A 25273-nucleotide genomic window follows, 5' to 3' on the forward strand; every position below is an offset into this window, starting at 1 on the left:
CCTTGCCGGGCTCAGACCGACAACCGGTCCTGCAAGGTGCCATCGACGAACAGGTGCAGATGCCCGGGGGGACAGGGCGTCCATTGCTCGTCGGTGGTCAGTGGCGCCGTCACCACCACCGCGACCCGGTCGCTCGGACGGGTGTGCTCGGCGAAATCCACACTCAGATCTTCATCCGACAAGCGGGCCTTGCGAAACGGGTGCCGGCGCTCGACAAAACACAGCTGGGAGGTGGCATGCGCCCAGAGGGCCTGTCCGTTGGACAACAGGCAGTTGAAGGTGCCATGCCGTGCCAGTTGCGGCACCAGCTCGCGCAAGGTCAGGCTCAGCTCGGCGACCGAGGGCACGCCCGCATGGGATTTGGCCAGCTCCTGCATGAGCCAGCAGAAGGCCCGCTCGCTGTCGGTCGCGCCGACCGGCTGGAAGCTGCCGTGCAATCGCGGGTGAAAGTCCTTGAGGTCGCCGTTGTGGGCGAACACCCAGTACCGCCCCCACAGTTCCCGCACGAACGGGTGGCAGTTCTCCAGCGCCACCACACCCTGGGTGGCTTTGCGGATGTGGGCGATGACGTTGCAGCTCTTGATCGGGTAGTCGCGAATCAGCGCGGCCACCGGCGACTCGGCAGCGCCCTGGTGATCGACGAAATGGCGCACGCCGCGGCCTTCGAAAAAGGCGATGCCCCAGCCATCGCCATGGTGGTCGGTGCGCCCGCCCCGCTGGGCAAATCCGGTGAAGCTGAAACGCACATCGGTCGGGGTATTGCAGTTCATGCCCAGCAACTGGCACATCGCGTCATTCCTTTGCAGCCGTAGTGGACGAATCGGCTTCGCGCATCCGCAAGGCCGCAATCAGGGCCAGCGCACACAAGGCCGCCAGTCCGACAAACACTTCGTTGAAAGCGGTCAATGTCGGGCCATGGACCGCAAATCGCCATTCGAGGGCAACCCCACACAACGCGACGCCCGCCGCGCCGCCCAGCATCCGCAGGAAATTGATCGCGCTCGCGCCCTGGGGAATCAGGGCCCCGGGCAAACCCCGCATGGCGCCCAGGTTGAGCGAAGGCAGGATGAATCCCAGCCCGATGCGCCCCAGCACCACCCAGGCCAGCAGCCAGCCCATGGGGGTCTGGTATCCCACCGTGACCATGGCCGCGAACGACAGCGCCAGCATGAACAGTCCGGCCGCCACCAGCCGGTGCGGTGGCTGACGGTCGGCCAGGCGTCCGACCAGGGCAATCGTCGCCGCCAGCACCAGGCCAGCCGGCAGCAACAGCGTGCCGACATACGCCGCCGACAATTTCAGCCCCATCTGCAGGTAAACCGGCACCAGATAGGTTGAGCCGAACAGGGCGGCACCATAGATGAAGGCCACCACTGAACCCATGCGATAGCGCTGACGCGCGAAGACCCGGCCGTCCAGCAAAGGCTGGCGTCCGCCGCCGGAGGCGCCCCGAAGCAAGTGGCGCTGCAAAAGGACGAAACCCAGCGTTGCCACGGCGGCAGCACCCAGTAACAGCGCCGATTGCTGGCTCAAACCGCTGCGCAGCGCCACCAGTCCGGCCAGCAAGGCAACGGTAGCGACGGTGACCAGCGCCAGCCCCCACCAGTCCAGGCCCGCTCCGTCACGGTCGGCCGCCAGGCCGCCGGGCCCGGTGACCGGCACGTAGCGGCGCGCCAGCCACAACGCAGCCAGGCAGAACGGCACCACCATGTAAAAAATGGACCGCCAACCCCACAGATCGACCAGCACCCCGCCAATGCTCGGGCCAATGGCCGGGGCAAGCACCACACCGGTGCCAAACACCGCGCTCGCACGGCCCTGCTCGTGCGGCTCGAACGCCCGCAGGATGATGATGGCCGGAATGGGCTGGACGATCCCGGCGGCCAGGCCCTCGGCAAGGCGGGCGGCCAGCACCAGATTGAAGTCGTTGGCCAACCCGCCGGCCACACCGCCCACCAGCAGCAAAAGCATGCACCCGCCATAGACCCGGCGATATCCGTAGCGCAGCAGCAGCCAGGGCGTGGTGAGCATGGAAACCGTCATTGCCACCATGAAGCTGCTGGTGACCCACTGGGCGCGCTCCTGGCCCAGCGCGAAATGGCCGCTCAGGTCCGGAATCGCGACATTGACGATGGTGGACGACATGATCGACGCCATCGTGCCCACCATGACCGCCAGCAGCAGCAGCCATCGGTACCGCCGCCCGAAGCGCGCCTGCAGATCGGCCAGGCTGCCGCGCGGCGCCGTGTCGGGTGGCGTCATGGGAACAGGCCGGCCGGGACCATGGGGCGCCCCGGTCATTCAGGCCGGCAGCGGCCGTGCACAGGCCGGGCACAGGCAGGAAACACCCCGCGCCCCGGTCGGCAGCGCGGCCAGCGCAGCCGGGTCGAAACGAATCTGCGTGCACCAGCACGGCGGCTGCTTTTCGCCGGTGATTCGTTCCGTCTCCATCGCGCAGCGGTTGTCCTGACCACACACGGGACATCGGCCGGGATCGGCGGGGGTCCGGTCTTGCGCGGCCGGCACAGGGGTCTCTTGCATGCCGCCAGTATAGGCAGCGGCCGTCCGGGCGGCGGCGGCACCACAACGGCGATGCCGTAGGATTGGCACTCCACCCGCTTTTGTTGCCTGACGAGAATGTCCGCACCGCCCCGCCCATTGTCCGCCAGCGCACCGCTGAACGTCCTGCTGGTCGAGGACAACCGGATCAACCAGACGGTGGCCGTGCGCCAGCTGGAGCGTCTGGGTCACCGGGTCGAGGTCGCCGCCGATGGCGCGCAAGGTGTCGCCCGGGCGGTTCAAGGCGGCCTGGACCTGGTGCTGATGGACATCCAGATGCCCCAGATGGACGGCCTGTCAGCCACCCGCGCCATACGCGCCCACGAGGCGCAGACGGGTCGCATCCGTGTACCCATCATTGCCATGACGGCACAGACACTCCACGGCGACCGCCAGCAGTGTCTGGACCATGGCATGGATGGCTATGTGGGCAAGCCGGTCAGCGCGGACGAACTCGCCGCCGAGGTGGCCCGTGTCATGGCCGCAGGCACCCAGCCACCCGCCACCGGCGCGCGCCCCGTTGCGGACGCCGACCCCGCGCTGGCTGAAATTGACCTGGACGAGCTGCGGGACCGCTTTGAGGGCGACAGTGCGCTGCTGGCCGATCTGGTCGAGCTGGCCCGGCCGGACTGGCCACTCCTTGCGCAGGCATTGCGCAGCGCCGCGCAGCAGCGGGATGTCCCCGAGCTGCGCCGCCGCGCCCACGCCATCATCGGCATGGCGGGCAACCTGTCGGCGGTCACGGTCGTCTCGCTGGCCCGGCGGCTCGGCCCGGCCGCCGCAGAAGGTCGATGGCACGACGTCGACGCCCTGCTGGCCGAGCTGGAGCCCCGGCTGGCTTGGCTGGCGCACTGGGCTCCGCCGAAACTGACGCCCGAACCCTGAATCCGGGTCTGCAAACGGCCCCGCCGCCCTCGGGTGGCGGTGATTTCCGCCGTTTCGGAGGAAAAACTGGCAATACCCAGCGTATTTCGGTCATTCTTTGCTATTGTTTTTCTCATCTTTACGCGGCGACGCCCACACCGAGGCCTTCGGGCGGGAACTTGTCGGCGCACGGTTGGCTCAAGCCAAGGTGCGCCAAGCACGCTGCCCTTTTCACACTGGAGGCGTTCCATGACCGTCAGTCACCGATCACCCACCCCAAGCGGCGCCGTGATTCACCCCGACAGGGCCACGCAGCTGCCGGGACTCGCCAGCCGCCGCCGCTGGCTGCTGGCCGCGCCGGCTTGGGTGGCGTTTCCCGCGCTGATGGCGGGACGGCCGGCGCATGCGCGCTCCCTGCGCCCGACCCCCTCCCAGTCCGAAGGCCCGTTCTACCCCGACCAAAGCCTGGCCGATGCCGACGCTGACCTCTTGCGCAACGGCAGCCAGATGTCGGACGGCGGCCAGCCCGCCTGGGTCAACGGTTCGGTGGTCGACCTCGACGGCCGTCCGGTGCGGGGCGCCGTGGTGGAAATCTGGCAATGCGACCACCGGGGGCTGTACCGGCACAGCCGGTCGTCCGGCGACCGGGCCATGGCGTTTCAGGGTTTCGGTCGCACCACGGTCGACGCGGAAGGCGGCTGGCGATTTCGCACCATCCGGCCGGTTTCCTACCCGGGACGGCCACCCCACATCCATCTGAAGGTGCGCCTGGGTTCGCGGGAGTTGCTGACGACGCAGATCTACGTGCGCGGCGAAGGCGCCAATGCCCGCGACTGGTTGCTGGCCCGTCTGGACGCCGACGCCCGCGCGCAGCTGGAGGTTGACTTTCGCTCTGGCCCGGACGGCCTGAGCGCCACGTTCCCGGTGGTGGTTCGGACCTGAACCGGACCCGCCGCGCCGTCCGCAAAGCCACTCGACGCCAGAAACCGCCTTGTGGCGCATTTTTATGGTCAAAAGTGACCATACCCAGCGCAAAATGGTCGACTTCAGCTCTCTTTTCAGGAGTCCGGTGCGGTTGCAGGGCGGCGCAGCACGCGCGCCAGATAGCGCCCGGTGAAGCTCGCCGGGTTGGCGGCCAGGTCTTCGGGGGTGCCGATGCCCACCACGGTGCCGCCGCCGGCGCCGCCTTCCGGGCCCATGTCGATCAGCCAGTCGGCGGTCTTGATGACGTCGAGGTTGTGCTCGATGACGACGATGGTGTTGCCGGCGTCGCGCAGCTGGTGCAGCACTTTCAGCAGCAGGTCGATGTCGGCAAAGTGCAGGCCGGTGGTGGGCTCGTCCAGGATGTAGAGCGTGCGGCCGGTGTCGCGTTTGGACAGCTCCAGTGCCAGCTTCACGCGCTGCGCCTCGCCGCCCGAGAGCGTGGTGGCGCTCTGGCCCAGGCGGATGTAGCTCAGGCCCACGTCCAGCAGGGTGTGCAGCTTGCGCTCGATGGCGGGCACGTCGCGGAAGAAGGCGTGCGCGGCTTCCACCGTCATGTCCAGGATCTGGGCGATGTTCTTGCCCTTCCACAGCACTTCCAGCGTTTCGCGGTTGTAGCGCTGGCCGTGGCAGACGTCGCAGGGCACGTAGACGTCGGGCAGGAAGTGCATTTCCACCTTGACCACGCCGTCGCCCTGGCAGGCTTCGCAGCGGCCGCCGCTCACGTTGAAGCTGAAGCGCCCCGGGCCGTAGCCGCGCTCGCGCGCGGTGGGCACCTCGGCCATCAGCTCGCGGATGGGGGTGAACAGGCCGGTGTAGGTGGCCGGGTTGCTGCGCGGCGTGCGGCCAATGGGCGACTGGTCCACCGCGATCACCTTGTCGAACAGGTCCAGGCCTTCGATGGCATCGTGCGGCGCGGGCTCGTCGTGGGCGCGGTGAATCTGCCGCGCCGCGGCGGTGTAGAGGGTGTCGTTGACCAGCGTGCTCTTGCCCGAGCCGCTGACACCGGTCACGCAGGTGAGCAGGCCGACGGGGATCTCGACGGTCACGTCCCGCAGGCTGTTGCCGCGCGCGCCGACGATGCGCAGCACCGCGCCGGGCTGGGCGGTGTGGCGGGGCGGCACGGCAATGCGGCGCCGGCCGGCCAGGTAGTCGCCCGTCACCGAGCCGGCGGTGGCCTCGACCTCGTCGCAGCGGCCCTGCGCCATCACGCGCCCGCCATGCACGCCCGCGCCGGGGCCCATGTCGATGACGTGGTCGGCGGCGCGGATCATGTCTTCGTCGTGCTCGACCACCAGCACGCTGTTGCCCAGGTCACGCAGGTGTTGCAGCGTGCCGATCAGGCGGTCGTTGTCGCGCTGGTGCAGGCCGATGCTGGGCTCGTCCAGCACGTACATCACGCCGGTGAGGCCGGAGCCGATCTGGCTGGCCAGGCGGATGCGCTGCGCCTCGCCGCCCGACAGCGTCTCGGCGCTGCGGTCGAGGCTGAGGTAGTTCAGCCCCACGTCGTTGAGGAACTTGAGCCGGTTGCCGATTTCGCGCACCACCTTGTCGGCGATGTCGGCCTTGGCGCCGGTGAGCCGCAGCGTCTGGAACCAGTGCTGAGCCTCCCCCAGAGTCACGTGGCTCACTTCATAAATTGCCCTGGACTGCGCCCCGTCACCGACCTTGACATGGCGGGCCTCCCGGCGCAGCCGGGTTCCACCACAGTCAGGGCACGGGCGGGTGCTGCGGTAGCGGGCCAGTTCTTCGCGCACCACCACCGAGTCGGTTTCGCGGTAGCGGCGCGCCATGTTGGGAAGAATGCCCTCGAAAGCATGCTTCCTGGTGATCTTGCGGCCCTGCGAAGCGCCTGACTCCATGATGTAGCTGAATTTGATGACCTCGTCACCGGAACCGTGCAGCACCGCGTGCCGCGCTTCGGCGGGCAGGCACTCGAAAGGCGCATCCACGTCGAAGCCGTAGTGCCGCGCCAGACTTTCAATCAGGGAAAAGTAGTAGCCATTGCGCCGGTCCCAGCCTTTGATGGCGCCGCCGGCCAGGCTCAGGGACGGGAAGGCAACGACCCGCTCGGCGTCGAACACGTCGGTGGTGCCCAGTCCGTCGCAGGTGGGGCAGGCGCCGGCCGGGGAGTTGAAGGAGAACAGGCGCGGTTCCAGCTCGCTGATCGAATAGCTGCAGACCGGGCAGGCAAACCGGGCGTTGAACAGATGCTCGCGTCCGCTGTCCATCTCCAGCGCCACCGCACGGCCGTCGGCCAGGCGCAGCGCGGCCTCGAAACTTTCCGCCAGGCGTTGGCGGACCTGATCCCGCCCGGCCGGGTCGTCGGCGCCGCGCACCCGCAGTCGGTCGATGACCACGTCGATGTCGTGCTTCTCGTTTTTTTTCAAGGGCGGCAACCGGTCCGTCTCGAAGGTCTCGCCGTTTACCCGAATCCGCACGAAGCCCTGCGTCTGCAGGTCGGCAAACAGTTCGGCGAACTCCCCTTTTCGGCCTCGCGCCACGGGCGCCAGCACCATGATTTTTGTCTCGGGCGGCAGTGCCAGTACCGCATCGACCATCTGGCTGACCGTCTGTGCCTGCAGCGGCAAGCCGTGGTCGGGACAGTAGGGCGTGCCGGCGCGGGCAAACAACAGTCGCAGATAGTCGTGAATCTCGGTCACCGTGCCCACGGTCGAGCGCGGGTTGTGGCTGGTGGCTTTCTGCTCGATGGAAATCGCCGGCGACAGACCCTCGATCAGATCCACGTCGGGCTTGTCCATCAGTTGCAGGAACTGGCGGGCGTAGGCACTCAGGCTTTCCACGTAGCGGCGCTGGCCTTCGGCATACAAGGTGTCGAACGCCAGGCTGGATTTGCCCGAGCCCGACAAGCCCGTGATGACCACCAGCTGATTGCGCGGGATGTCGACATCGATGTTCTTGAGGTTGTGGGTGCGCGCGCCGCGGATGCTGATCGCGCTGCGATGCCCATCCTTCAACGCGATCGGTCGCCGCACCTCTTCGGGAAGTGGGGCACCACCGTCATCACCTCCAGGCCCGGCCACGGCAGGCGGTTCACGGTCGCAAATGGCAGGACGGTCGGGTTTGTCGGGTTCGGTCACGGCAGGCATCGGAGGGTCAACCGGGCATTATCCCCGCCGTGCCCGACGCTGGGCCAGGGGGCCTGGGCGCGTGGGCCGCTGTTTTTGGGACAATCGACGGTTCATCCCCGCTTTTCCCGATCGGCCCCCTGCGTGTCAGCGACTCCCGCTTCCCTGTCTTCGGCTCCTGCTTCGTCGTCTGTGATGACCCCGCTGGAGCGGCGCGCCAGCGCATCGCTGGCCAGTATTTTTGCCCTGCGCATGCTGGGCTTGTTTCTGGTGCTCCCCGTTTTTTCGCTGGAGGCACAGAAATTTCCGGGCGGTGACGATCCGGCGATGGTGGGTCTGGCCATGGGCATCTATGGCCTCACCCAGGGTTTGCTGCAGTTGCCGTTCGGCATGGCGTCCGACCGGCTAGGTCGTAAACGGGTCATTGTGCTTGGCCTGCTGGTTTTCGCCGCCGGCAGTTTTCTGGCTGCCAGCGCGACCAGCCTGACCGGTCTGATCATCGGGCGCAGCCTGCAGGGTGCGGGAGCGGTTTCCGCTGCGGTGACCGCTTTGCTGGCCGACCTGACGCGAGACGAGGTCCGCACCAAGGCCATGGCCGCTGTGGGCGCGAGCATCGGGCTGATGTTTGCGTTGTCACTGGGCATCGCGCCTCTGCTGGCCGCCGGTATCGGCCTGGCGGGTCTTTTTGTGCTGACTGGTATTCTGGCTTTGGGTGGGGTGGCCGTGGTGATCTGGGGTGTGCCGGCCGAACCGGCTGAACACCGCAACCAGCCACGCGGGCGACTGGTGGATGTGCTCACCCATGGCGGCCTGCTGCGCCTGGACTTTGGCGTGTTTGTGCTGCACGCGGTGCAGCTGGCGATGTGGGTGGCCGTACCGGCGCTGCTGGTGCAGGCCGGCATCGCCAAGGACGACCACTGGTGGGTCTACCTGCCGGCGGTGCTGGGATCCTTTGTGGTGATGGGCGGCACCCTGTTTCCACTGGAGCGTCGCGGTTATCTGCGTGCCGCGTTTCTGACCGCCATCGGGTTGATCCTGGCAGTACAGCTGGGGCTGCTGGTCGTGGCCTCGGGTACCCCGCACGTCGGCGTGCTGGGCGGGCTGTTGTTTGTGTTTTTTATCGGTTTCAACATCCTGGAGGCCTCGCAACCGAGCCTGGCCTCACGCATTGCGCCGTCCGCGTCACGGGGCGCCGCGCTGGGGGTGTACAACACACTGCAGTCGCTCGGGTTTTTCGCCGGGGGCGCTGTCGGGGGCCTTCTGGCCAAACATTTCGGCATGCAGGGGCTCTTTCTGGCGTGCGCAGCGGCCATGCTTGTTTGGCTGCTGATTGCCTGGCCGATGCGCGCACCTTCTCGTCATTCGGCCGCGGTGGGCAACGCATAATCGGGTTTCCCTGCAAGGATTTCATCATGGCATCAGTGAACAAAGTCATTCTGGTCGGCAATCTGGGGCGCGACCCGGAAATTCGCTACCTGCCCAGCGGCGAGCCGGTGGCCAACATCGCATTGGCAACCAGCAGCAAATACAAGAACAAATCGGGCGAGATGGTCGAAGAAACCGAGTGGCACCGCGTCACCTTCTTCGGCAAGCTGGCAGAGATCGTCGGCCAATACCTCAAGAAAGGTCGCTCGGTGTATGTCGAAGGGCGGATCAAGACGCGCAAATACACCGACAAGGATGGCATCGAGAAGTACGCCACCGACATCATTGCCAATGAAATGCAGATGCTTGGTGCTCGCGAAGGCATGGGTGAGCCGGCGGGTGACGACGGCGGCTACGACAGCGCTCCGCGCCGCCCGGCGCCAGCAGCCCGTCCGGCGCCCGCGTCGGCGCAGCGCCCCCCTGCGCCACCCGCGCCGGCCTCCAAGGCGTCCAGTGGTTTCGACGATATGGACGACGACATTCCGTTCTGAGTACCTCGCGGTCTGCCACGTCCACACCCAACCTCCAGGGGCCGTCCTCTGGAGGTTTTTTTTCGCCTGACACCCGGTCCCGACCCGATCTGCACCTCATTTCCATCGCTTGACATATACAGTGGGGGGTATATACTATGGCATGTATGTCAGGAGTTCCCCGATGCCTTTGATGTCTGCCCCTGCGGTCCGCCGCCAATTTCTGGGGGCTGCCTTGGTCCTGTGCTCTGCATTGGCGCCAGCACAGGCGGCCGCGCCACTGGATGTGCCGGTAGTCGCTGTCGGGCCCAAGACCGTTCCCACGGCCTTCGAATTTGACGGCGTGGTGGAGCCGGTGCGCCAGAGCACCGTTTCGGCGCAGGCCTCCGGTCGGATCGCGAGTCTCGCCGTCAAGGCGGGCGATCGGGTCCGTTCCGGTCAGGTGCTTGCCATCGTCGACGACCGCGACGCGGCAACCGGCGTCGATCGCAGCCGTGCCCAGGTGGCACAGGCCGACGCGGAGCTTCGCAACGCCCAGCTCAACCAGGAGCGGACACGGGATCTGCAGGCCAAGGGCTTCGTGAGCAAGGCCGCCCTGGATGCCGCCGAAACACAATTCAAGGCGGCGCAGGCGGGCCGAGACCAGGCTGGTGCGGGCGCGCGCCAGTCGGCGCTCGCCCAGGGCTTCACGCGGGTGACGGCTCCGTTTGATGGCTGGGTGTTGCAGACCCTGGCGGAAGCCGGGGACCTCGCTGTACCCGGCAAACCGATCCTGACGGTGTACGCCCCGCTGCCGCTGCGTGTTGTGGTTCAGGTGCCGGCCTCCCGCGCGGAGGCTGCGCGGGCGGCCTCGCGGGTGGAGGTGCAGATTCCTGCAGCCCAAGGCGCGCAGTGGATTGCCCCCGTGGCACGGCTGGTGATGCCCGCGGCCGACCCGGTTTCACAGACCCTGGAATGGCGCCTGGAGCTTCCGGCCGCCGTGGCGTCTGCCGTGGTGCCCGGACAGCAGGTACGGGTACGGTTTGCGGCCGGGCCGGTACAGCGGATGCTCGTTCCTGGTTCGGCGGTGCTCCGGCGCGGCGAACTGACCGCGGTTTATGTCGCCAGCGGCAGCACCTTTGCCCTCAAGGCCGTACGGCTGGGTAGCAATCACGGTGAGGCCGGTGTGGAGATTCTGGCGGGCCTGATCGCCGGTGACCGTGTCGCTACCGATCCGGTGCGCGCCGGACTGGCTGGCGCTCGGCCCGCAGGAGAGCCAGCCGCCGCAACAGCGGTTCGCTGAGGTGTCCATGCACAACTCGCACACTGAGACGGCCGCCCCCATGGGCATTTCGGGCCGTATTGCCGCCGCCTTCCAGGCCAATGCCATCACGCCCTTGCTGGCCTTGGTGGCCCTGTTGCTGGGGCTCTTTGCGGTGCTGGTCACCCCCCGCGAGGAAGAACCCCAGATCAACGTCACCATGGCCAACGTGCTGATTCCCTTTCCCGGAGCCAGCAGCGTGGACGTACAGAACATGGTGGCCCGGCCGGCCGAACAGGTGCTCAGCCAGATCGCGGGTATCGAACATACCTATTCGGTCGCACGACCCGGCATGGCGATCCTGACGGTGCAGTTCAAGGTGGGCGTACCCCGCACCGAGGCGCTGGTGCGACTCTATGACGTGCTCAATGCCAACCAGGACTGGCTGCCGGCGGGTCTGGGCACCCTGGCACCGATCGTCAAACCCAAGGGGATCGACGATGTTCCCGTCCTGGCGGTCACGCTGTGGAGCCGTGACATGCTCGCTGCGCATGACCTGGAACGCGTTGCCCGCAGCCTGGAGCTGGAACTGAAGGCGGTCAAAGGATCGCGGGAGGTACAAGTCATCGGAGGCCCGGGACGTGCCGTGCATGTCAACCTGGACCCGGTTCGCCTGCGTGAACGCGGCGTGGACCTTCTGGGTCTCAAGGCAACCCTGGCCGCAGCCAATTTCGGCATGCCGGCGGGTGCGGTGCTCGACCCGTCGGGTGCCGGGCCGCAGACATTGAGTGTGAAAACCGGCGAGTTCCTCACCAGTGTCGAGGATATCGCCTCGCTGGTGGTGGGTGTTCACCAGGGCAAACCGATTTATCTGCGCGAGGTGGCCACCGTGGAAGCGGGGGCCCAGCAGCCCCAGCGTTATGTCTGGTACTCGCCCGGCGCCGCCACATCACCCGGTACGGGCTCCACTGCCGAGCAGCCCGGGCAGGTATACCCCGCGGTCACCCTGACGGTGACAAAAAAGCCGGGGGAAAACGCGGTCGATGTGTCGCGCGCTGCACGCGAGCGCATTGAAGCGTTGCGCAACAGCGTGATCCCGGCCAACATCGAAACCCGAATCAGCCGGGATTACGGCGAAACGGCCGCCGAAAAAGCCAACAAGCTCATCCAGAAGCTGGCCTTTGCGACCGGCTCGGTCATTTTGCTGGTCGGCCTGGCGCTCGGCCGGCGTGAAGCGGTGATCGTCGGCGCCGCCGTGATTCTGACGCTGACCGCCACGCTGTTTGCCAGCTGGGCCTGGGGTTTCACACTCAACCGCGTCTCGCTGTTTGCGCTGATATTCTCGATCGGCATCCTGGTCGACGATGCGATTGTGGTCGTGGAAAACATTCACCGCCACCAGCAACTGGAACCTGGCAAACCGCTGCAAGAGATCATCCCGCTGGCGGTCGATGAGGTGGGCGGCCCCACCATCCTGGCCACACTGACAGTCATCGCGGCTTTGCTGCCGATGGCCTTCGTCAGCGGACTGATGGGCCCCTACATGAGCCCGATCCCGATCAATTCGAGTCTGGGCATGGCGATATCGCTGGCGATCGCGTTCACCGTCACCCCATGGCTGGCGCTCAAGCTGATGAAAAGTCATGGCGATGGCCACGGCGGTGCCACCGCGACGCCGGCTAAGGGTCTGGGGCCGAAGCTGCAGCGCCTGTTCACCCGCATCCTCACACCGTTCCTGGACAGCGCCCGCAAACGCTGGCTGCTGCTGGCAGGCATCCTGGCGGCGTTGATGCTGTCCGTGGGCCTGACGCTGGTGCAATGGGTCGTTCTGAAGATGCTGCCGTTCGACAACAAGAGCGAATTCCAGGTGGTGGTGGAAATGCCGGCCGGCACGCCACTGGAGAATACCGCCGCCGCGCTGCACGACATGGGCGCCTTCCTGGCCGGGCAAAAGGAGGTGCGTGACCTTCAGGGCTACGCCGGGACCGCCAGCCCCATCACCTTCAACGGGCTGGTGCGCCAGTACTACCTTCGTGCCGATGCGGAGCAGGGCGACCTGCAAGTCAATCTGGTCGACAAGGCGCACCGCAATGAGAAGAGCCACGCCATCGCGCAACGCCTGCGCCCCGCGCTGGAACAGATCGGCGCCCGTCACGGCGCCCGTGTCAAGGTGGTCGAAGTGCCGCCCGGCCCCCCCGTGATGAGCCCGCTGGTGGCTGAAATCTATGGCCCCGACGAAGCCGGTCGCCAGCAACTGGCCGCCCGCGTGGCCAAGGCGTTCGCGGCAACGCCGGACATTGTGGGGATAGACAGCTCGCTGAGGGAGGATGCGGCCCAGGCCCACCTGACCGTTCGCCGCCAACGTGCCGAATCGCTGGGAATTGCGGTCGCCGCGGTTGCCCAGACGGTACATGGGGCCTTGTCCGGCGCCGATGCGGCATGGCTGCACGACGGCCAGGCCAAGTACCCGGTGCCGATCCGGCTGCAATTGCCAAGGGAATCCCAGGTGGGACTGGACCAGGTTCTGGCTTTGCCGATGAAAGCGGCAAACGGTCAGATGGTGCCGCTGTCGGAGCTGGTACGCGTGGAGCGCGGCATCATTGACAAGCCATTGTTCACCAAGGATCTGCTGCCGGTCAGCTACGTGTTCGGCGACATGGCCGGGAAGCTCGATTCGCCCCTGTACGGCCTGTTTGCGATACGGCCCCGCCTGTCCGATGCGGCGCTGCCCAACGCGGGCGAGCTGGGTGAATACTGGATCAGCCAGCCGTCAGACCCCTACCGGCAATACGCCATCAAGTGGGATGGCGAATGGCAAATCACTTATGAAACCTTCCGGGACATGGGGGCCGCCTACGGCGTCGGCCTGATCCTGATCTACCTGCTGGTGGTGGCGCAGTTCCGCAGCTACCTGACACCGCTGGTCATCATGGCACCGATTCCGCTGACGATCATCGGTGTGATGCCCGGACACGCCATGCTGGGCGCCCAGTTCACCGCCACCAGCATGATCGGCATGATTGCACTGGCCGGCATCATTGTGCGCAACTCCATCTTGCTGGTGGACTTCATCGAGCTCCAGGTCAAACAGGGCGTCGCCTTCAAGGATGCGGTGGTGCAGTCGGCAGCGGTGCGTGCCCAGCCGATTGCACTGACCGCACTGGCGGCGATGACCGGCGCCTTCTTCATCCTGGACGACCCGATCTTCAATGGTCTGGCCGTGTCACTGATCTTTGGCATTCTGGTGTCGACGATGCTGACCCTGGTGGTCATTCCGGTACTGTATTTCGCTCTCTATCGCAAACGCCACGAGGGCCCATCCCTCGTGCCGCCGGCGACGCGCCAACCCGTTTCTTCAACCCGCTGACTTTTTCAGGAGTTTCCTCATGACCGTCGAACGTTACATCCGTGTCATTGCCGGACTGTTCATCCTCGTTTCCCTGCTGTTGGGTGTGGAGGGCAGCCCGCTGTTTGTCAGCAAATGGGCGCTGGCCTTTACCGCATTTGTCGGGTTGAATCTGTTCCAATTCGGGCTGACCAATTTCTGCCCGATGGCCATCATCTTGCGCAAGCTGGGCGTTCCGGACCAGGCGCTGGCGTGCAGCCGTTGAGCCGGCCGAAGCAAACCCTCCCCTGCTGATACCACGTACCGGACAGCAAGCACACGAGCGCGAACCCGTATCAGAAAGGCCTGCAGCCATGTCCGCCCACTCCACACCGCTCAAGTTCCTGATGCCCGGATGGTTCGCCACCGTGATGGGGTTGGCCGGCCTGTCGCTCGCCTGGAAACAGGCCACCCCCATCCTGGGCGACATGGCGGGCGCGGGGGCGATGGCCATCGGCGCCGTCGCCGCGCTGGTGTTCCTGGTGTTGGCACTGTTGTCGCTTCTCCGGCGGCAGCGATACCCTGAGGCCTTTGGCGAGGACCTGAAGCACCCGGTTCGTCATGCCTTTGTGGCGGCCATCCCGGTGTCCCTGATCTTGCTGGCCACGGTGCTGACCGCGCTGATCGGCCCAAGCGGCATCGGCCGGGGACTGTGGATCATCGGTTCGGCCTGGCAGTTCGGCGTGACGATCTGGGTGCTGGCCCGCTGGTTGCGGGGCAGCCAGCCGGGTGGACTGGTCTGGCCAGGCGTGACACCCGTGCTGTTCATTCCGGTGGTGGGCAACGTGCTTCCACCGCTTGCCGGGATCGCACTGGGCTACCCCGAGTGGGCCGCCGCGCAATTCGGCGTGGGCCTCTTCTTCTGGCCGGTCATGCTCGCGCTGCTGGCGGTGCGTCTGGGCGTAAATGGCATGTGGCCCGAGCGGCTGTTGCCGACCACGTTCATCACCGTGGCGCCGCCCGCTGTCATTGGGCTTTCCGCGCTGCAGCTGGCAGCGCCTGCGGTGCTGGCCTGGATGGCCTGGGGTATTGCCCTGTTTTTCCTGTTCTGGTCGGCGACCGTTTTCCAACGGGCGGTGGCGCAGCCGTTCTCGGTAACCTTCTGGGCGCTGTCATTTCCGCTGGCAGCTTTTGGGGCGCTGACGCTGCGCCTGGCGCAGGGCGGGCCAGTCTGGTTCCAGACTTTGGCCATGCTCACGCTGGCGCTGGCCTCCCTGGTCATCGCAGGATTGTTGCTTGCCAGCTTCAAAGGCCTGCGTGATGGCACCCTGCTCGCACCGGAGCCGGTCGCCATGATCGCCGCTGCCGACGCAGCGCCGGCGCGGAGCGGCGGGTGACCGCGAACACCGACATCCCCGCGTCAGAGGCGGACTGCGGCGGCGGCGCGCTGACTGCGCCTCGGGCGCGCACCGACGTTCTCAATCGCCTGCGCCGTGTCGAAGGACAATTGCGGGGCATTCAGCGCATGGTCGAACGCGGCGACGACTGCCGCAAGGTGGCACAGCAGTTTTCGGCCGTGCGTCGGGCACTGGACAGCACCTACGCCCGCATGACCGTGTGCCTGCTGGAACAGGAACTTGCCGACCGGCTGCCCTCGGGTTCGCCCGCTGCGGACGGTCTGCCCGACCTCTTGCAGGAATTTCAGGCCCTGCTCGCCTGTCGGAGCTGACGATCCGGCCGGTTTCTGGGCATTTTAGGTCCATACCCAGCGTGCAAAGGTCGTTTTGTGCTATTTTTATAGTAGCATTCAGGGCATTGAAGTCGCGAATCCAACCCCTTTTAGCCGCTGGCATCCATGTCCGACTTTGCCTTGCCTGCCATGTCAACGACGTCCAACCCGTTCTTGCCGCCTGACGACGACCTGCGCGCAATTTTGCACAACGAGGTCCATGTGCGGCCGCCGGCGCGAATTCGGCTGCCTGCGCTGGTGGTCTACGTCGCCGTGTTGAATCACGGCGTTTCGCGGGACCAGGAACATGACCACCTGCGGAGGCTTCCCGGCCACGAGGCTCTGGAGGCCTGGCGGCTGGCGGGCAATTTCGTCCGGCTTGCATTGCCTGATGCCGTGCTCAAATGGGAGCGTCATTCCGAGTTCACACGGTACACCCTGGTGCAGCCTCTGCCCGCTGCGCCACTGGGTCAGAGCGCCAGTCCCGAGCTGACACCCCACCTGATGGTTCCGACCGGATGGCTGGCCGGCATTCCCGGCCGCACCATCGCAGCGATCGAGCTGGTCATGCTGACCGGCGACCTGCACGATGCGGAGGCAGGCCTGGTCCGGGCGCGGGACTGGCTGGGCGAGCGCTGGGTGGTCGCCTCGGTTCTTGGCAATCAGCACCATTCCATGGTGGCGACAGACTTTCGCCTGCGCGACGGGGGGTTCGAGCGGATGCTGGTCATCGCCCAGCCCGATACCACCGAAACCCGCGCGGGGCGGATTTCGCAAAGGCTGGTCGAACTGGAGACCTACCGCCTGATGGCCTTGCGCGGCCTTCCGGTGGCCAAGGCCTTGGCGCCTGAACTGGCGGCGGCGGAACGGCAACTGGCCGACATCACCGCCCAGCTGGAGGGGAAAGCCGCCTCTGACGCCCAACTGCTCGATACCCTGGTGGCGCTGGCGGCCCGGGTGGAGCGGGCCACCGCTGAACACGCCTACCGGTTCGCGGCGACACGTGCCTACGACACGCTGGTCGGTCAGCGCATCGCCGAGCTGCGGGAACACCCGATTCCGGGCACGCAGACGATCGGCGAGTTCATGCAGCGGCGCCTCTCGCCCGCCATGGCTACCGTGGCCGCCACCGCGCAGCGGCTGACCTCGCTTTCCGAGCGCGTGGCCCGCACCAGCGACCTGCTGCGCACCCGGGTGGACATCGCCACCGAGCAGCAGAACCAGCAGCTGCTGGAAAAACTCACCCGCGGACAAGAGCTGCAGCTGCGGCTGCAGTCGACGGTGGAGGGGCTGTCGATTGCCGCCATCTCCTACTACATGGTCAGCCTGCTGCTGTATGGCGGCAAGGCGCTCAAGGGCGCGGGCGTGCCGATCAACCCCGAGATCGCAGCCGGTGCGCTGATTCCCCTGGTGCTGTGGGCCGTGTGGCGCACCACGCGCCGCATCCATGCCAGGCTGCACAGCACCCCCTGATCGTTTCGCCATGAACTTCTGGGACGAACGCTTCGCCGGGCCGGGCTACAAATATGGCACCGAACCCAACGCCTTCCTGCGCGCGCAGGCCGCGCGCCTCGCCCCCGCCAGCCGGGTGCTGGTGCCCGGCGACGGCGAAGGCCGCAACGGCGTCTGGCTGGCGCGCCAGGGCCATGCCGTCACGTCGGTGGATGCCTCCGCCGTGGGGCTGGACAAAGCCCGGGCGCTGGCCGCGGCGGCCGGTGTGCCGCTGACCACGGTGCTCGCCGACCTGGCCGACTGGGCGCCCGAGGCGCTCGCCTGGGACGCCGTGGTGCTGGTCTACACCCATGTGCCCTCTGCCATCCGCACCGGCGCACACCAGCGGCTGGCGGCCGGCCTGGTGCCGGGCGGCTGGCTGATCCTGGAAGCCTTCCACCCGGAACAGCTGCGCCACCACAGCGGCGGGCCGAAAGACCCGGACATGCTCTGCACCCCGCAGCAGCTCGACGCCGACTTTGCCGGGCTGCTCGCGCCTGTGCTGTCGTGGCACGGCGAAACCACGCTGGACGAAGGCCCGGGCCACCAGGGTCCGGCCCATGTCACCCGCTGGGTGGGGCAGCGGCCCCTCTGAACATCCCTTTGACGTTCCGTTACGGGCACGGAACCCGTGCCTGCCGGCTGGCCCGGGCAGTACCACGCCCGGGCGTCAGAACGCCTCTTTTTCCGCTTCCAGATAGGCCAGGCTGGTGTATTTGCCGATGTTGCTGTCAAAGCCCTGCATGGTCTTCGCCCTTGAAGCCACGCGTGGGTCCCTGAGCACCATGGTCTTCGCCTCGGATTCGGGCTTGCCGTCCTTGACGGCCTGAAGACAGGGCTCCCAGATACCGGCGAGGAAACTGCCGTAGGTGCGCAAGAGGTCGCGACTGGGTTCGCCGTGACCGGGAACCCAAAGCTGCTCTCCTGCGGCGGCCTGCAAGGCACGGTAGTACTTGAACGTACCGGGATAAGAGCCATCATCGATGTTGGCGATCCGGTTGGTCATGGCAATGTCGCCGACCACCGTGACCTTGTCTTCGACCACTTCCATGCAAAGGTCCGACGGCGTGTGCGCCTGTCCGTAATGGTGCAGGCGGATGGTGGTGTCACCGAATTTCAGGATCTGGCCATGGGCAGCCGCCTGGTTGGGCGGGACCACCTTGGTTCCGGCGGTGGCCTGGTTGGTCCATCGCTCCATCAGGCTGCGCCAGAGGTTGCCCTCGACGCCACGGATTTGCTCGATGGTGTGGGGCAAAGCGTAGATGGGCAAGGCGGGACCATAAGTGTCAGCAAAAGCATGGTTTCCCAGCCAATGGTCGCCGTGGTAGTGGCTGTTGAATACGGCGACCACAGGGCGGTTGGTGGTCTTTCGGATCATGCGGATGGCCATCTGCCCGATCTGCAGGGAACAGCCGGAGTCCAGCACCAAGACGCCGGCAGACGTGACGACAAATACGATGCTGGCCATCAGACCGCGGTTTTCCGGGGTGGGAAAGCCATCTTCGGCATAGATCAGCCAGACCCGCGGCGAGAGTTGGCGCGGCGCCACATCGGCCACCGGCGGTCCTTCGATGAAGTCGGCCACCTGCTGGGCCATCAACCGGGTTTCGGGCCAAAGGCCAAGGGCGGCCAGCCCGGTGGCAGCAGCCCCCGCCGTGAGAAGACGGCGGCGGCCGGGCACTGGCGCGGTTGTCGGGTGTGTCATGCGGGTCTCCAGAGAGGGGCGAACAGGAAAGCTGGCACCGAATCCTCGGGGAAGTCCCCGCAAATCCATTGATGCAGATCAATGGATATTTTGACAGTTGCCGTTCAATGTGTGGTGCGTTTATACCCTTACCAGTATTACACCCAGGAGACTGCCATGACAACGGATTCCACCGAAACGCCCGAAGCTCCCCCCGACGGTTTGTCGCGGCGACGCATGCTTTCCCAGCTGGCCGGTGCCGGCCTTGCCGGCGCTCTGGCGAGCCATCCCGATGCCAGGGCCGCGCGGGTCGCGAGCAAGGCCCATATCGTCATAGCCGGCGGCGGCCTGGGCGGCATTGCCATGGCGAACCGGCTCACCCACATGCTCGACGGCGCGCACATCACCTTGATCGATGCCAAAGAGGTTCACAACTATCAGCCCGGCTACACCTTGGTGGCAACCGGCATCTGGCCGGTGGAGAAGGTCATCGACCGCAACGCCGATTTCATTCCCGCCTCGGTCGACTGGGTCAAGGACATGGTGGTCGAGTTCGACCCCGCTGCCAACACCGTTCGCACCGCGGGAGGGCAGCGCATCCGCTACGACTATCTGGTGGTCGCCATCGGTACGCACCAGGACTGGAGTCTTATCGAAGGCATGGACCTGAAAGCCATAGGCAGCAACGGTCTCACCAGCGTGTACCCATCGGCCGAGGCGGCAGCGGCCACCTGGAGTGCCATGAACCGATTCCGCTACCAAGGCGGGCAGGCCGTGATGACCCTTCCGTCTACCCCGTTGAAGTGTGCGGGCGCTCCCTTGAAGATGACCTTCATGCTGCGAGACCGTCTGGCCAAGGGGGGCACACTGGACAAGTCCAAGGTCACGTTCTACTCGGCGCTGGGCAACGTGTTCGGCGTCAAGACGGTCAACGACAACGTTTTGTCCCGCTGGAAGGACCTGGGCATCGGCGTCGAGACGACACAAAAACTCAAGGCAGTGGATATCGGTGCGCGCCGGGCCACCTTCGTCACGCCGGAAGGCCTGACCAGCGAGGTACCGTACGACTTCATTCACGTGGTCCCGCCGATGCGGGCACCAGACGCGCTGAAGCAGTCCGACCTGGCCTGGAAAGAGGGGCCCATGGCGGCAGGCGGCTGGCTGGAAGTGGACAAGTCGACTTTGCGGCACCGCCGTTACCCCAACGTGTTTGGCGTCGGCGACAGCAACGGGACACCGCGTGGGAAAACCGCCGCCACCGTGAAGAAGAGCGTGCCCATCGTTGCGCAGCACCTGGTGGACGTGATTGCCGGACGCGAACCGGGGCTGGCCTTTGATGGCTACACCTCGTGTCCGCTGATCGTGCATGAAGGTGCGGCGATGCTGATCGAGTTCGACTACGACGGCAAACTGACGCCGTCACTGCCCATGCTGCAGCCGCTGCAAGCGGGTTTCTTCGGCTGGCTGCTGAAGTACCGCATGCTCAAGCCCGCCTATATCGCCGTGCTCAAAGGCCGTGTCTGAGCGCCACCCAACGGAGAAAACCATGTACGAAATCTGGCTCATGCTCAATATCGTGGTCGAGATCGCCTGGTCTTATGGCCCGCTGATTCCAGTCTGTCTGGCCGCCTGGATCGGCCTGATGTGGATGGCCCGCAGGGATCTGCGCCTGTCCCGTGTGCCACAAGCGCTGATTCTTGGCGGCGTCACCACGGTGCTGGCTTTTTTCGCCTTGCCGGGGATCAACCTTTCATCCTTGTCCGACATGGGCTACTGGGTTGACTGGTTCAATCTGGCCGGTTGGTCACTGACCGCCGGCGCCATGGGTACAGCCGTCGCCTATCCCTTGCTATGCCGCTTGCAACGCCCGACTCACCGCTCGGCATCCACAAGTTGAACCGGCGGGCGGCACCACCCGGCCCAAAAAAAAGGCCCGCTTCGGCGGGCTTTTTCTTTCCTCAGGCGCGAATTGCCGAGGATCTCGACCGTCAGGCCGACGCGCGGCGAGTCATGCGGACCGGCTGCCAGGCTCCCTGGACCGGCAGGCGACGGCGCATCAAGCGATGGGCGACCCACAGCACCGCCACGGCAACCGCGTTGACGCTCACCAGCACGCCCGCAACCGCATTGGCCGTGCGCAGCGATGCCGCCGCAGCCGTGCTCAGCGGCAGGGGCGCGAGGGCATACAACATCGCCAACATGACCAGTGGCACCAGGGTGCCCAAAGCTGCCATCAGCAGCAGCTGACGGGAGAAACGACGGGTATTCGGAAGAGAGTGGTTCATGGGGTAGCTCGGACAAAGAAATCTATGCCGATTTTAGGGTTAACCCTAGAGCTATTTCTTGCGAAAGATCAAATGCAGACTGCAACAAGCGTCAGCCTGATGTCAGATCGTCACGTCTCAGCGGCGGCTTCCGGGGCGGCGTGGAGAGCCTGATAATCGATGCCGAGCGCAATCAGCCCGGGATATTCGTCGAATGGGGCAATACCCAGCGTAAAAAGGTCGCCTTACGCTATTGTTTTCATACTTATGCGAGCTCGATGGCCTCGGCGCCGCCGATAACGCCGCCACCGAGGCAGACCTCGCCGTCGTAGAGGACTGCACTCTGCCCCGGCGTGACAGCCCACTGCGACTGGTCAAAGCGCAGGTGGAAGTCGCCACCGGGCTCCAGCGCCAAGGCGCAGGGCGCGTCTGCCTGGCGGTATCGCGTCTTGGCGGCATAGTGACCAGCTGGTGGTGCCTCGCCCGCACACCAACTGGGGTCACCGGCTTTCAGCGCGAAGGACTTCAACCACGGGTGATCATGCCCCTGCACCACCCACAGGGTGTTGCGCTGGATGTCCTTGCGGGCGACGAACCACGGAGCGTGTTCGCCGCCCCCCCTTTGTGCCCCTTTGGCCTTGATGCCCCCGATACCCAGCCCCTGACGCTGGCCGAGTGTGTAGAACGACAGGCCCACATGCTGGGCGATAACGCGACCAAACCCTCGACTCCCGGGTTCGGGGGTGCCGTCGCAGATGGGGCCGGGCTCCTTGCTGATATAGCGATTCAGGAACTCGCGAAACGGCCGCTCGCCGATGAAGCAGATGCCGGTGGAGTCCTTCTTCTTCGCATTGGGCAGACCGATCTCGGCGGCGATGCGCCGCACCTCGGTCTTGTGCAGCTCGCCAACGGGAAACAGCGTTTTCGACAGCTGGGCCTGGTTCAGGCGGTGCAGAAAATAGCTCTGGTCTTTGGACGGGTCCAGCCCCTTGAGCAGCTCATGCCGGCCGCTGACGGGGTTGTGGCGCACCCGCGCGTAGTGCCCGGTGGCGATTTTTTCCGCCCCCAGCCGCAGGGCATGGTCCAGGAACGACTTGAACTTGATCTCGGCGTTGCACAGGATGTCGGGGTTGGGCGTGCGGCCCGCCTGGTACTCGCGCAAAAACTCGGCGAACACCCGATCCTTGTAGTCGCGGGCGAAATTGACATGCTCGATCTCGATGCCGATCACGTCCGCCACAGCGGCGGCATCCACAAAGTCGACGTTGGACGAGCAGTACTCGCTGTCGTCGTCGTCTTCCCAGTTTTTCATGAAGATGCCGATGACCTCGTAGCCCTGCTGCTTGAGCAGGTACGCGCTCACGGCCGAATCCACACCGCCGGACAAACCGACGACCACACGCTGCTTGTTCGCCATGGGGGAATTATCCCCGTGTCGCAACGGCTCAGCCGAGCATCGCCTTCCACATGCCCTGTCCCCAGCTCATAGCTGCCGCGCCTGAGCGGGCGTTGTGCGCCGGATCGACGGTAAACCGCAACTGGGGGGCGGCCGCAGCGCTGATCGTGGTGCGAACATTGATGTTGATCGCCTCGGCATGGGTTACGTTGGCCCAACAAATGCCCAAGGGCAGTTCCACTTCGCCACCGGGTTTGGGCAGCGGCTTGCCTGCAACGAGGTCCAGCACATCCCCCGCCACTTGCTGACCGGCGCCAAAAGCGACATGGCCGCTTTTTGGCAACGGTGTGCCCTGCGCATCGCCAATGACATAAATGCGCTCGTCGGCCTGGCTCTGGAAACTGGGCAACCTGACGGCCGCCCATCGCTCACCCGGACCGGCCTGGCGAATGAGCGCCGGCGCACGCATCGGCAAGATCAGGTTGGCCTGGGTAAACGGGACCTCTCCCAACGCCGTGCTCAGTGTCTTTCGGCCCATGTCCACGGCACTGATGGGGGTGTCGGTGAGGTATTCGATCTGGTTGCTGTACAGTGCCTTCATCGCATCCAGTATAGGTTTCGCGATCGGCGCTGGCATCGGTGCGGGGTTGGCATCAATCAGCACGATCTTGCCTTTGGTTCCACGCCTTTTCATCTGTTCGGCGATCAGGAATGCGCGCTCGTAGGGCGCTGGCGGGCAACGGTAGGGTGGTTTCGGAATACCGATGACAAAGCTGCCTCCGGCGTCCAGGAAACGGTCAACCTGTTGGCGTACCGCCAACTGCTCGAAGGCGCGAAAACCCACCGGCAACTGCGCCCGCGCATCGGCATAGCCTTGGATGCTGTCTTCGATGTATTCGATGCCGGGCGAAAGGATCAGATAGTCGTAGCGAAGCCGCTGGGTGCCGGTGACGACTTCACGCTTTTCCCGGTCAATTGCTGTCACGCGCTCACGCAAGCGCCGCACCCCCAACTGGTCAATGCGGGTGTAGCTGCGCTGAAAGTCACTGGCGGGCTGGTGCCCCGCGATGTAATGCGCGCTCAGAGGGCAGGACATGAATGCCTCGTTGGGTTCGACAAGGGTCACGTCGACCGTACCTGCCGCCGCCAGCACGCGGACCGCGCCCAGACCGCCCCAACCTCCGCCGACAACAACAACCCGCGCCTTGGCCGGCGTCACCACCGAGGCGCAGCCGCTGGCAAATGCCGCAAGCCCGAGCACGCCGGCCTGAACCATTTGACGGCGACCGATTTCTACTGCGATGGTTTCCACAAGACACTCCTCGAAACAGCCGATTGACTCCATATACCAATACCCGTACTGGTACCTGGAGCAAATGTCGAGGATTGCGGGCGGTGCGTGAACTGGGGATAACCCGCGTGAAGGATTCAGGCCCGGTAGCCGAGCCGCTCAGCGAACCCGCCAGAAGAATGCGGCGCTCATCACCAGCCCGGTCAGGATCACGATCGCGCGGACCCAGGCCACGGGCAGGCGCCGTGCCAGCCGCGCACCGACCATCCCACCCAGGGTGGCCGCCAGCATCATCAGTACAGCCTCCCGCCAGACGATCACACCCGCCCACGCGAAGGCCACCACAGACAGCAGCGACAGAACAAATGAATTGAAATTCTTCAGCGCGTTGACCGTATTCAGCCGTGCCTCGCCTGCCAGCGTGTACAGCGCCATCAGCAAGATGCCCAGCCCGCCGTTGAAATAGCCGCCGTAGACCGCCACCAGAAACAGCCCGGGATTTCGCCAGTGCGCCAGTCCTCGGCCTTTACCGGCCCGCTGGGCAATGCGAGGCCCTAGCGCGAACAGGGCCGTGGCAAACAGCAGCAACCAGGGTACCAGGCTCGAAAAAAGCCGGGCCGGAGTCACCAGCAGCAACAACGCGCCCGCCACGCCACCTGTTGCCGCCAGGACCAGTTCGCGGCGCAGGAGCGCCGCCGGCAATTCGGCCAGTTCGCGTCGAAAGCCCCAACTGCCGCCCAGATATCCGGGGCTGACCGCGACCGCACTGGTGGCATTGGCGGCAATGGGCGGCACCCCCGCAAACACCAGTGCCGGAAAGGTCAGGAAACTGCCGCCACCGGCGATGGCGTTAAGCCCGCCAGCGGCGAAAGCGGCTGCGCCGAGCAGGACCCAGAGAAACGGGCCATCGATCATGCCGGGCCCGTTTCAAAGACTCCGGGGTCGGTATGGATCAATGCCAGTGGGTAGCGGTGTCCCGCCAGGTGATCTTCGATACAACGCAGCACCAGAGGACTACGGTGCCGGTGGGCACTTGCGCGCACTTCATCTGGCGTCATCCAGAGCGTTCGAACAATACCGGCGTCCAGCGAACGCCCCGGGTCGGGCGGGCCGACCTCGCCACAGAATGCCAGGCGCAGGTACGTGATGTCTTCACCGTCCGAACGCTGGAATCGCGACAGGTACACGCCGACCAGCCCGGACGGCTGAAAAGCACACGCGGTCTCCTCCAGCACTTCCCTTGTGCAGCCGTCGACGGGTGCCTCGCCGGGGTCCAGGTGGCCCGCCGGGTTGTTCAGTCGCAGCCCTTCCGGGGTATGTTCTTCGACCAGCAGATAACGGCCACCCTGTTCGACAATGGCCGCCACGGTGACGCTGGGTTTCCAACGGGTTTCCATCGGCGGATTATCCGGCGGGAATCGCCACACGAGCCCGAACCAGCCCCATGCGCCCCAAAATCCCGCAC

Annotated in this window: 23 protein-coding genes; 13 read left to right on the forward strand and 10 right to left on the reverse strand. The window is 65.7% G+C overall.

All coding sequences use genetic code 11. From position 1 onward, the window contains the following. Positions 1 to 11: 11 nt before the first annotated feature. The 3 genes from AC2EBU_RS14845 to AC2EBU_RS14855 are packed head-to-tail and all read right to left on the reverse strand — an operon-like array spanning position 12 to position 2541. Positions 12 to 788 carry a class II glutamine amidotransferase gene (locus AC2EBU_RS14845; RefSeq protein ID WP_484611221.1) on the reverse strand — a complete coding sequence of 259 codons (777 nt, stop codon included), beginning with the start codon at positions 786 to 788 and terminating at the stop codon, positions 12 to 14. 4 nt (positions 789 to 792) lie between these two features. Next, positions 793 to 2262 carry a DHA2 family efflux MFS transporter permease subunit gene (locus tag AC2EBU_RS14850; protein ID WP_484611222.1) on the reverse strand — a complete coding sequence of 490 codons (1470 nt, stop codon included), beginning with the start codon at positions 2260 to 2262 and terminating at the stop codon, positions 793 to 795. A gap of 39 nt (positions 2263 to 2301) precedes the next feature. Beyond that, a complete protein-coding gene (locus tag AC2EBU_RS14855) occupies positions 2302 to 2541 on the reverse strand; it encodes a cysteine-rich CWC family protein (protein ID WP_484611223.1) in 240 nt (79 codons plus the stop codon). Between the two features lie 96 nt (positions 2542 to 2637). On the opposite strand from AC2EBU_RS14855, the gene AC2EBU_RS14860 reads away from it, so the two are divergent. Both AC2EBU_RS14860 and AC2EBU_RS14865 read left to right on the forward strand, forming a co-directional pair. Next, the gene (locus tag AC2EBU_RS14860; RefSeq protein ID WP_484611224.1) at positions 2638 to 3444 is read left to right on the forward strand and encodes a response regulator; all 807 of its coding nucleotides are present in this window, start codon (positions 2638 to 2640) and stop codon (positions 3442 to 3444) included. Positions 3445 to 3672: 228 nt separating this feature from the next. Beyond that, the gene (locus tag AC2EBU_RS14865; protein ID WP_484611225.1) at positions 3673 to 4365 is read left to right on the forward strand and encodes a dioxygenase family protein; all 693 of its coding nucleotides are present in this window, start codon (positions 3673 to 3675) and stop codon (positions 4363 to 4365) included. Between the two features lie 116 nt (positions 4366 to 4481). Here AC2EBU_RS14865 and uvrA read toward each other — a convergent pair whose 3' ends face one another. Next, complete coding sequence (gene uvrA / locus AC2EBU_RS14870; RefSeq protein WP_484611376.1) at positions 4482 to 7400, reverse strand: excinuclease ABC subunit UvrA; 2919 nt, start codon at positions 7398 to 7400, stop codon at positions 4482 to 4484. Between the two features lie 288 nt (positions 7401 to 7688). On the opposite strand from uvrA, the gene AC2EBU_RS14875 reads away from it, so the two are divergent. The 9 genes from AC2EBU_RS14875 (at position 7689) to AC2EBU_RS14915 (ending at position 17768) form a co-directional block, all read left to right on the forward strand. Continuing rightward, positions 7689 to 8879, forward strand: a complete 1191-nt coding sequence (locus AC2EBU_RS14875) for an MFS transporter (protein WP_484611226.1) — start codon at positions 7689 to 7691, stop codon at positions 8877 to 8879. Between the two features lie 26 nt (positions 8880 to 8905). Further along, positions 8906 to 9409 (forward strand): single-stranded DNA-binding protein, encoded by a 504-nt coding sequence (ssb, locus tag AC2EBU_RS14880; RefSeq protein ID WP_484611227.1) that lies wholly within the window; start codon positions 8906 to 8908, stop codon positions 9407 to 9409. 163 nt (positions 9410 to 9572) lie between these two features. Continuing rightward, entirely contained in the window at positions 9573 to 10670 is a 1098-nt protein-coding gene (locus tag AC2EBU_RS14885; protein ID WP_484611228.1) for an efflux RND transporter periplasmic adaptor subunit, read from the forward strand. A 7-nt stretch (positions 10671 to 10677) separates the two neighbouring features. After that, positions 10678 to 13995 carry an efflux RND transporter permease subunit gene (locus tag AC2EBU_RS14890; protein WP_484611229.1) on the forward strand — a complete coding sequence of 1106 codons (3318 nt, stop codon included), beginning with the start codon at positions 10678 to 10680 and terminating at the stop codon, positions 13993 to 13995. A gap of 19 nt (positions 13996 to 14014) precedes the next feature. Next, a complete protein-coding gene (locus tag AC2EBU_RS14895; protein ID WP_484611230.1) occupies positions 14015 to 14239 on the forward strand; it encodes a YgaP family membrane protein in 225 nt (74 codons plus the stop codon). Between the two features lie 88 nt (positions 14240 to 14327). Next, the gene (locus tag AC2EBU_RS14900) at positions 14328 to 15350 is read left to right on the forward strand and encodes an SLAC1 anion channel family protein (protein ID WP_484611231.1); all 1023 of its coding nucleotides are present in this window, start codon (positions 14328 to 14330) and stop codon (positions 15348 to 15350) included. Next, positions 15347 to 15682, forward strand: a complete 336-nt coding sequence (locus AC2EBU_RS14905) for a metal-sensing transcriptional repressor (RefSeq protein WP_484611232.1) — start codon at positions 15347 to 15349, stop codon at positions 15680 to 15682. The genes AC2EBU_RS14900 and AC2EBU_RS14905 overlap by 4 nt, the downstream gene beginning before the upstream one ends. 126 nt (positions 15683 to 15808) lie before the next feature. Continuing rightward, positions 15809 to 17155: a DUF3422 family protein gene (locus tag AC2EBU_RS14910; RefSeq protein ID WP_484611233.1), complete on the forward strand. Its 1347-nt coding sequence runs from the start codon at positions 15809 to 15811 to the stop codon at positions 17153 to 17155. Between the two features lie 10 nt (positions 17156 to 17165). Then, positions 17166 to 17768 (forward strand): SAM-dependent methyltransferase, encoded by a 603-nt coding sequence (locus tag AC2EBU_RS14915; protein ID WP_484611234.1) that lies wholly within the window; start codon positions 17166 to 17168, stop codon positions 17766 to 17768. A 75-nt stretch (positions 17769 to 17843) separates the two neighbouring features. On the opposite strand, the gene AC2EBU_RS14920 is transcribed toward AC2EBU_RS14915, so the two are convergent. Further along, positions 17844 to 18878, reverse strand: coding sequence for an MBL fold metallo-hydrolase (locus AC2EBU_RS14920; RefSeq protein ID WP_484611235.1), 1035 nt, complete (start codon positions 18876 to 18878; stop codon positions 17844 to 17846). Positions 18879 to 19034: 156 nt separating this feature from the next. Here AC2EBU_RS14920 and AC2EBU_RS14925 point away from each other — a divergent pair, with 156 nt between their 5' ends. Together AC2EBU_RS14925 and AC2EBU_RS14930 are read left to right on the forward strand one after the other, a co-directional pair. Next, on the forward strand, positions 19035 to 20381 hold the full coding sequence (locus tag AC2EBU_RS14925; RefSeq protein ID WP_484611236.1) for an NAD(P)/FAD-dependent oxidoreductase: 1347 nt from the start codon (positions 19035 to 19037) through the stop codon (positions 20379 to 20381). A 22-nt stretch (positions 20382 to 20403) separates the two neighbouring features. After that, the gene (locus tag AC2EBU_RS14930) at positions 20404 to 20754 is read left to right on the forward strand and encodes a hypothetical protein (protein WP_484611237.1); all 351 of its coding nucleotides are present in this window, start codon (positions 20404 to 20406) and stop codon (positions 20752 to 20754) included. Between the two features lie 91 nt (positions 20755 to 20845). Here AC2EBU_RS14930 and AC2EBU_RS14935 read toward each other — a convergent pair whose 3' ends face one another. The 5 genes from AC2EBU_RS14935 to AC2EBU_RS14955 all read right to left on the reverse strand — a co-directional run bounded on the left by AC2EBU_RS14935 (position 20846) and on the right by AC2EBU_RS14955 (position 25205). Then, entirely contained in the window at positions 20846 to 21142 is a 297-nt protein-coding gene (locus AC2EBU_RS14935; RefSeq protein ID WP_484611238.1) for a hypothetical protein, read from the reverse strand. Positions 21143 to 21386: 244 nt separating this feature from the next. Beyond that, positions 21387 to 22538 carry a tRNA 2-thiouridine(34) synthase MnmA gene (gene mnmA / locus AC2EBU_RS14940; protein ID WP_484611239.1) on the reverse strand — a complete coding sequence of 384 codons (1152 nt, stop codon included), beginning with the start codon at positions 22536 to 22538 and terminating at the stop codon, positions 21387 to 21389. A gap of 28 nt (positions 22539 to 22566) precedes the next feature. After that, on the reverse strand, positions 22567 to 23829 hold the full coding sequence (locus AC2EBU_RS14945; RefSeq protein ID WP_484611240.1) for an NAD(P)/FAD-dependent oxidoreductase: 1263 nt from the start codon (positions 23827 to 23829) through the stop codon (positions 22567 to 22569). Positions 23830 to 23967: 138 nt separating this feature from the next. Next, the gene (locus AC2EBU_RS14950; protein ID WP_484611241.1) at positions 23968 to 24723 is read right to left on the reverse strand and encodes a sulfite exporter TauE/SafE family protein; all 756 of its coding nucleotides are present in this window, start codon (positions 24721 to 24723) and stop codon (positions 23968 to 23970) included. After that, positions 24720 to 25205, reverse strand: coding sequence for an NUDIX hydrolase (locus AC2EBU_RS14955; protein WP_484611242.1), 486 nt, complete (start codon positions 25203 to 25205; stop codon positions 24720 to 24722). Before AC2EBU_RS14955 ends, AC2EBU_RS14950 begins: the two co-directional genes overlap by 4 nt. Positions 25206 to 25273: the final 68 nt, after the last annotated feature.

It is taken from the genome of Curvibacter sp. T50 (assembly GCF_057219955.1).

Coding starts and splice junctions, on each gene's coding strand:
- AC2EBU_RS14920 (WP_484611235.1), bottom strand. CDS start 18,878: ATGACACACCCGACAACCGCGCCAGTGCCCGGCCGCCGCCGTCTTCTC.
- AC2EBU_RS14850 (WP_484611222.1), bottom strand. CDS start 2,262: ATGACGCCACCCGACACGGCGCCGCGCGGCAGCCTGGCCGATCTGCAG.
- AC2EBU_RS14845 (WP_484611221.1), bottom strand. CDS start 788: ATGTGCCAGTTGCTGGGCATGAACTGCAATACCCCGACCGATGTGCGT.
- mnmA (WP_484611239.1), bottom strand. CDS start 22,538: ATGGCGAACAAGCAGCGTGTGGTCGTCGGTTTGTCCGGCGGTGTGGAT.
- AC2EBU_RS14955 (WP_484611242.1), bottom strand. CDS start 25,205: ATGGAAACCCGTTGGAAACCCAGCGTCACCGTGGCGGCCATTGTCGAA.
- AC2EBU_RS14910 (WP_484611233.1), top strand. CDS start 15,809: ATGTCCGACTTTGCCTTGCCTGCCATGTCAACGACGTCCAACCCGTTC.
- AC2EBU_RS14875 (WP_484611226.1), top strand. CDS start 7,689: ATGACCCCGCTGGAGCGGCGCGCCAGCGCATCGCTGGCCAGTATTTTT.
- AC2EBU_RS14925 (WP_484611236.1), top strand. CDS start 19,035: ATGACAACGGATTCCACCGAAACGCCCGAAGCTCCCCCCGACGGTTTG.
- AC2EBU_RS14855 (WP_484611223.1), bottom strand. CDS start 2,541: ATGCAAGAGACCCCTGTGCCGGCCGCGCAAGACCGGACCCCCGCCGAT.
- AC2EBU_RS14865 (WP_484611225.1), top strand. CDS start 3,673: ATGACCGTCAGTCACCGATCACCCACCCCAAGCGGCGCCGTGATTCAC.
- AC2EBU_RS14885 (WP_484611228.1), top strand. CDS start 9,573: ATGCCTTTGATGTCTGCCCCTGCGGTCCGCCGCCAATTTCTGGGGGCT.
- AC2EBU_RS14935 (WP_484611238.1), bottom strand. CDS start 21,142: ATGAACCACTCTCTTCCGAATACCCGTCGTTTCTCCCGTCAGCTGCTG.
- AC2EBU_RS14915 (WP_484611234.1), top strand. CDS start 17,166: ATGAACTTCTGGGACGAACGCTTCGCCGGGCCGGGCTACAAATATGGC.
- AC2EBU_RS14900 (WP_484611231.1), top strand. CDS start 14,328: ATGTCCGCCCACTCCACACCGCTCAAGTTCCTGATGCCCGGATGGTTC.
- ssb (WP_484611227.1), top strand. CDS start 8,906: ATGGCATCAGTGAACAAAGTCATTCTGGTCGGCAATCTGGGGCGCGAC.
- AC2EBU_RS14895 (WP_484611230.1), top strand. CDS start 14,015: ATGACCGTCGAACGTTACATCCGTGTCATTGCCGGACTGTTCATCCTC.
- AC2EBU_RS14950 (WP_484611241.1), bottom strand. CDS start 24,723: ATGATCGATGGCCCGTTTCTCTGGGTCCTGCTCGGCGCAGCCGCTTTC.
- AC2EBU_RS14860 (WP_484611224.1), top strand. CDS start 2,638: ATGTCCGCACCGCCCCGCCCATTGTCCGCCAGCGCACCGCTGAACGTC.
- AC2EBU_RS14890 (WP_484611229.1), top strand. CDS start 10,678: ATGCACAACTCGCACACTGAGACGGCCGCCCCCATGGGCATTTCGGGC.
- AC2EBU_RS14930 (WP_484611237.1), top strand. CDS start 20,404: ATGTACGAAATCTGGCTCATGCTCAATATCGTGGTCGAGATCGCCTGG.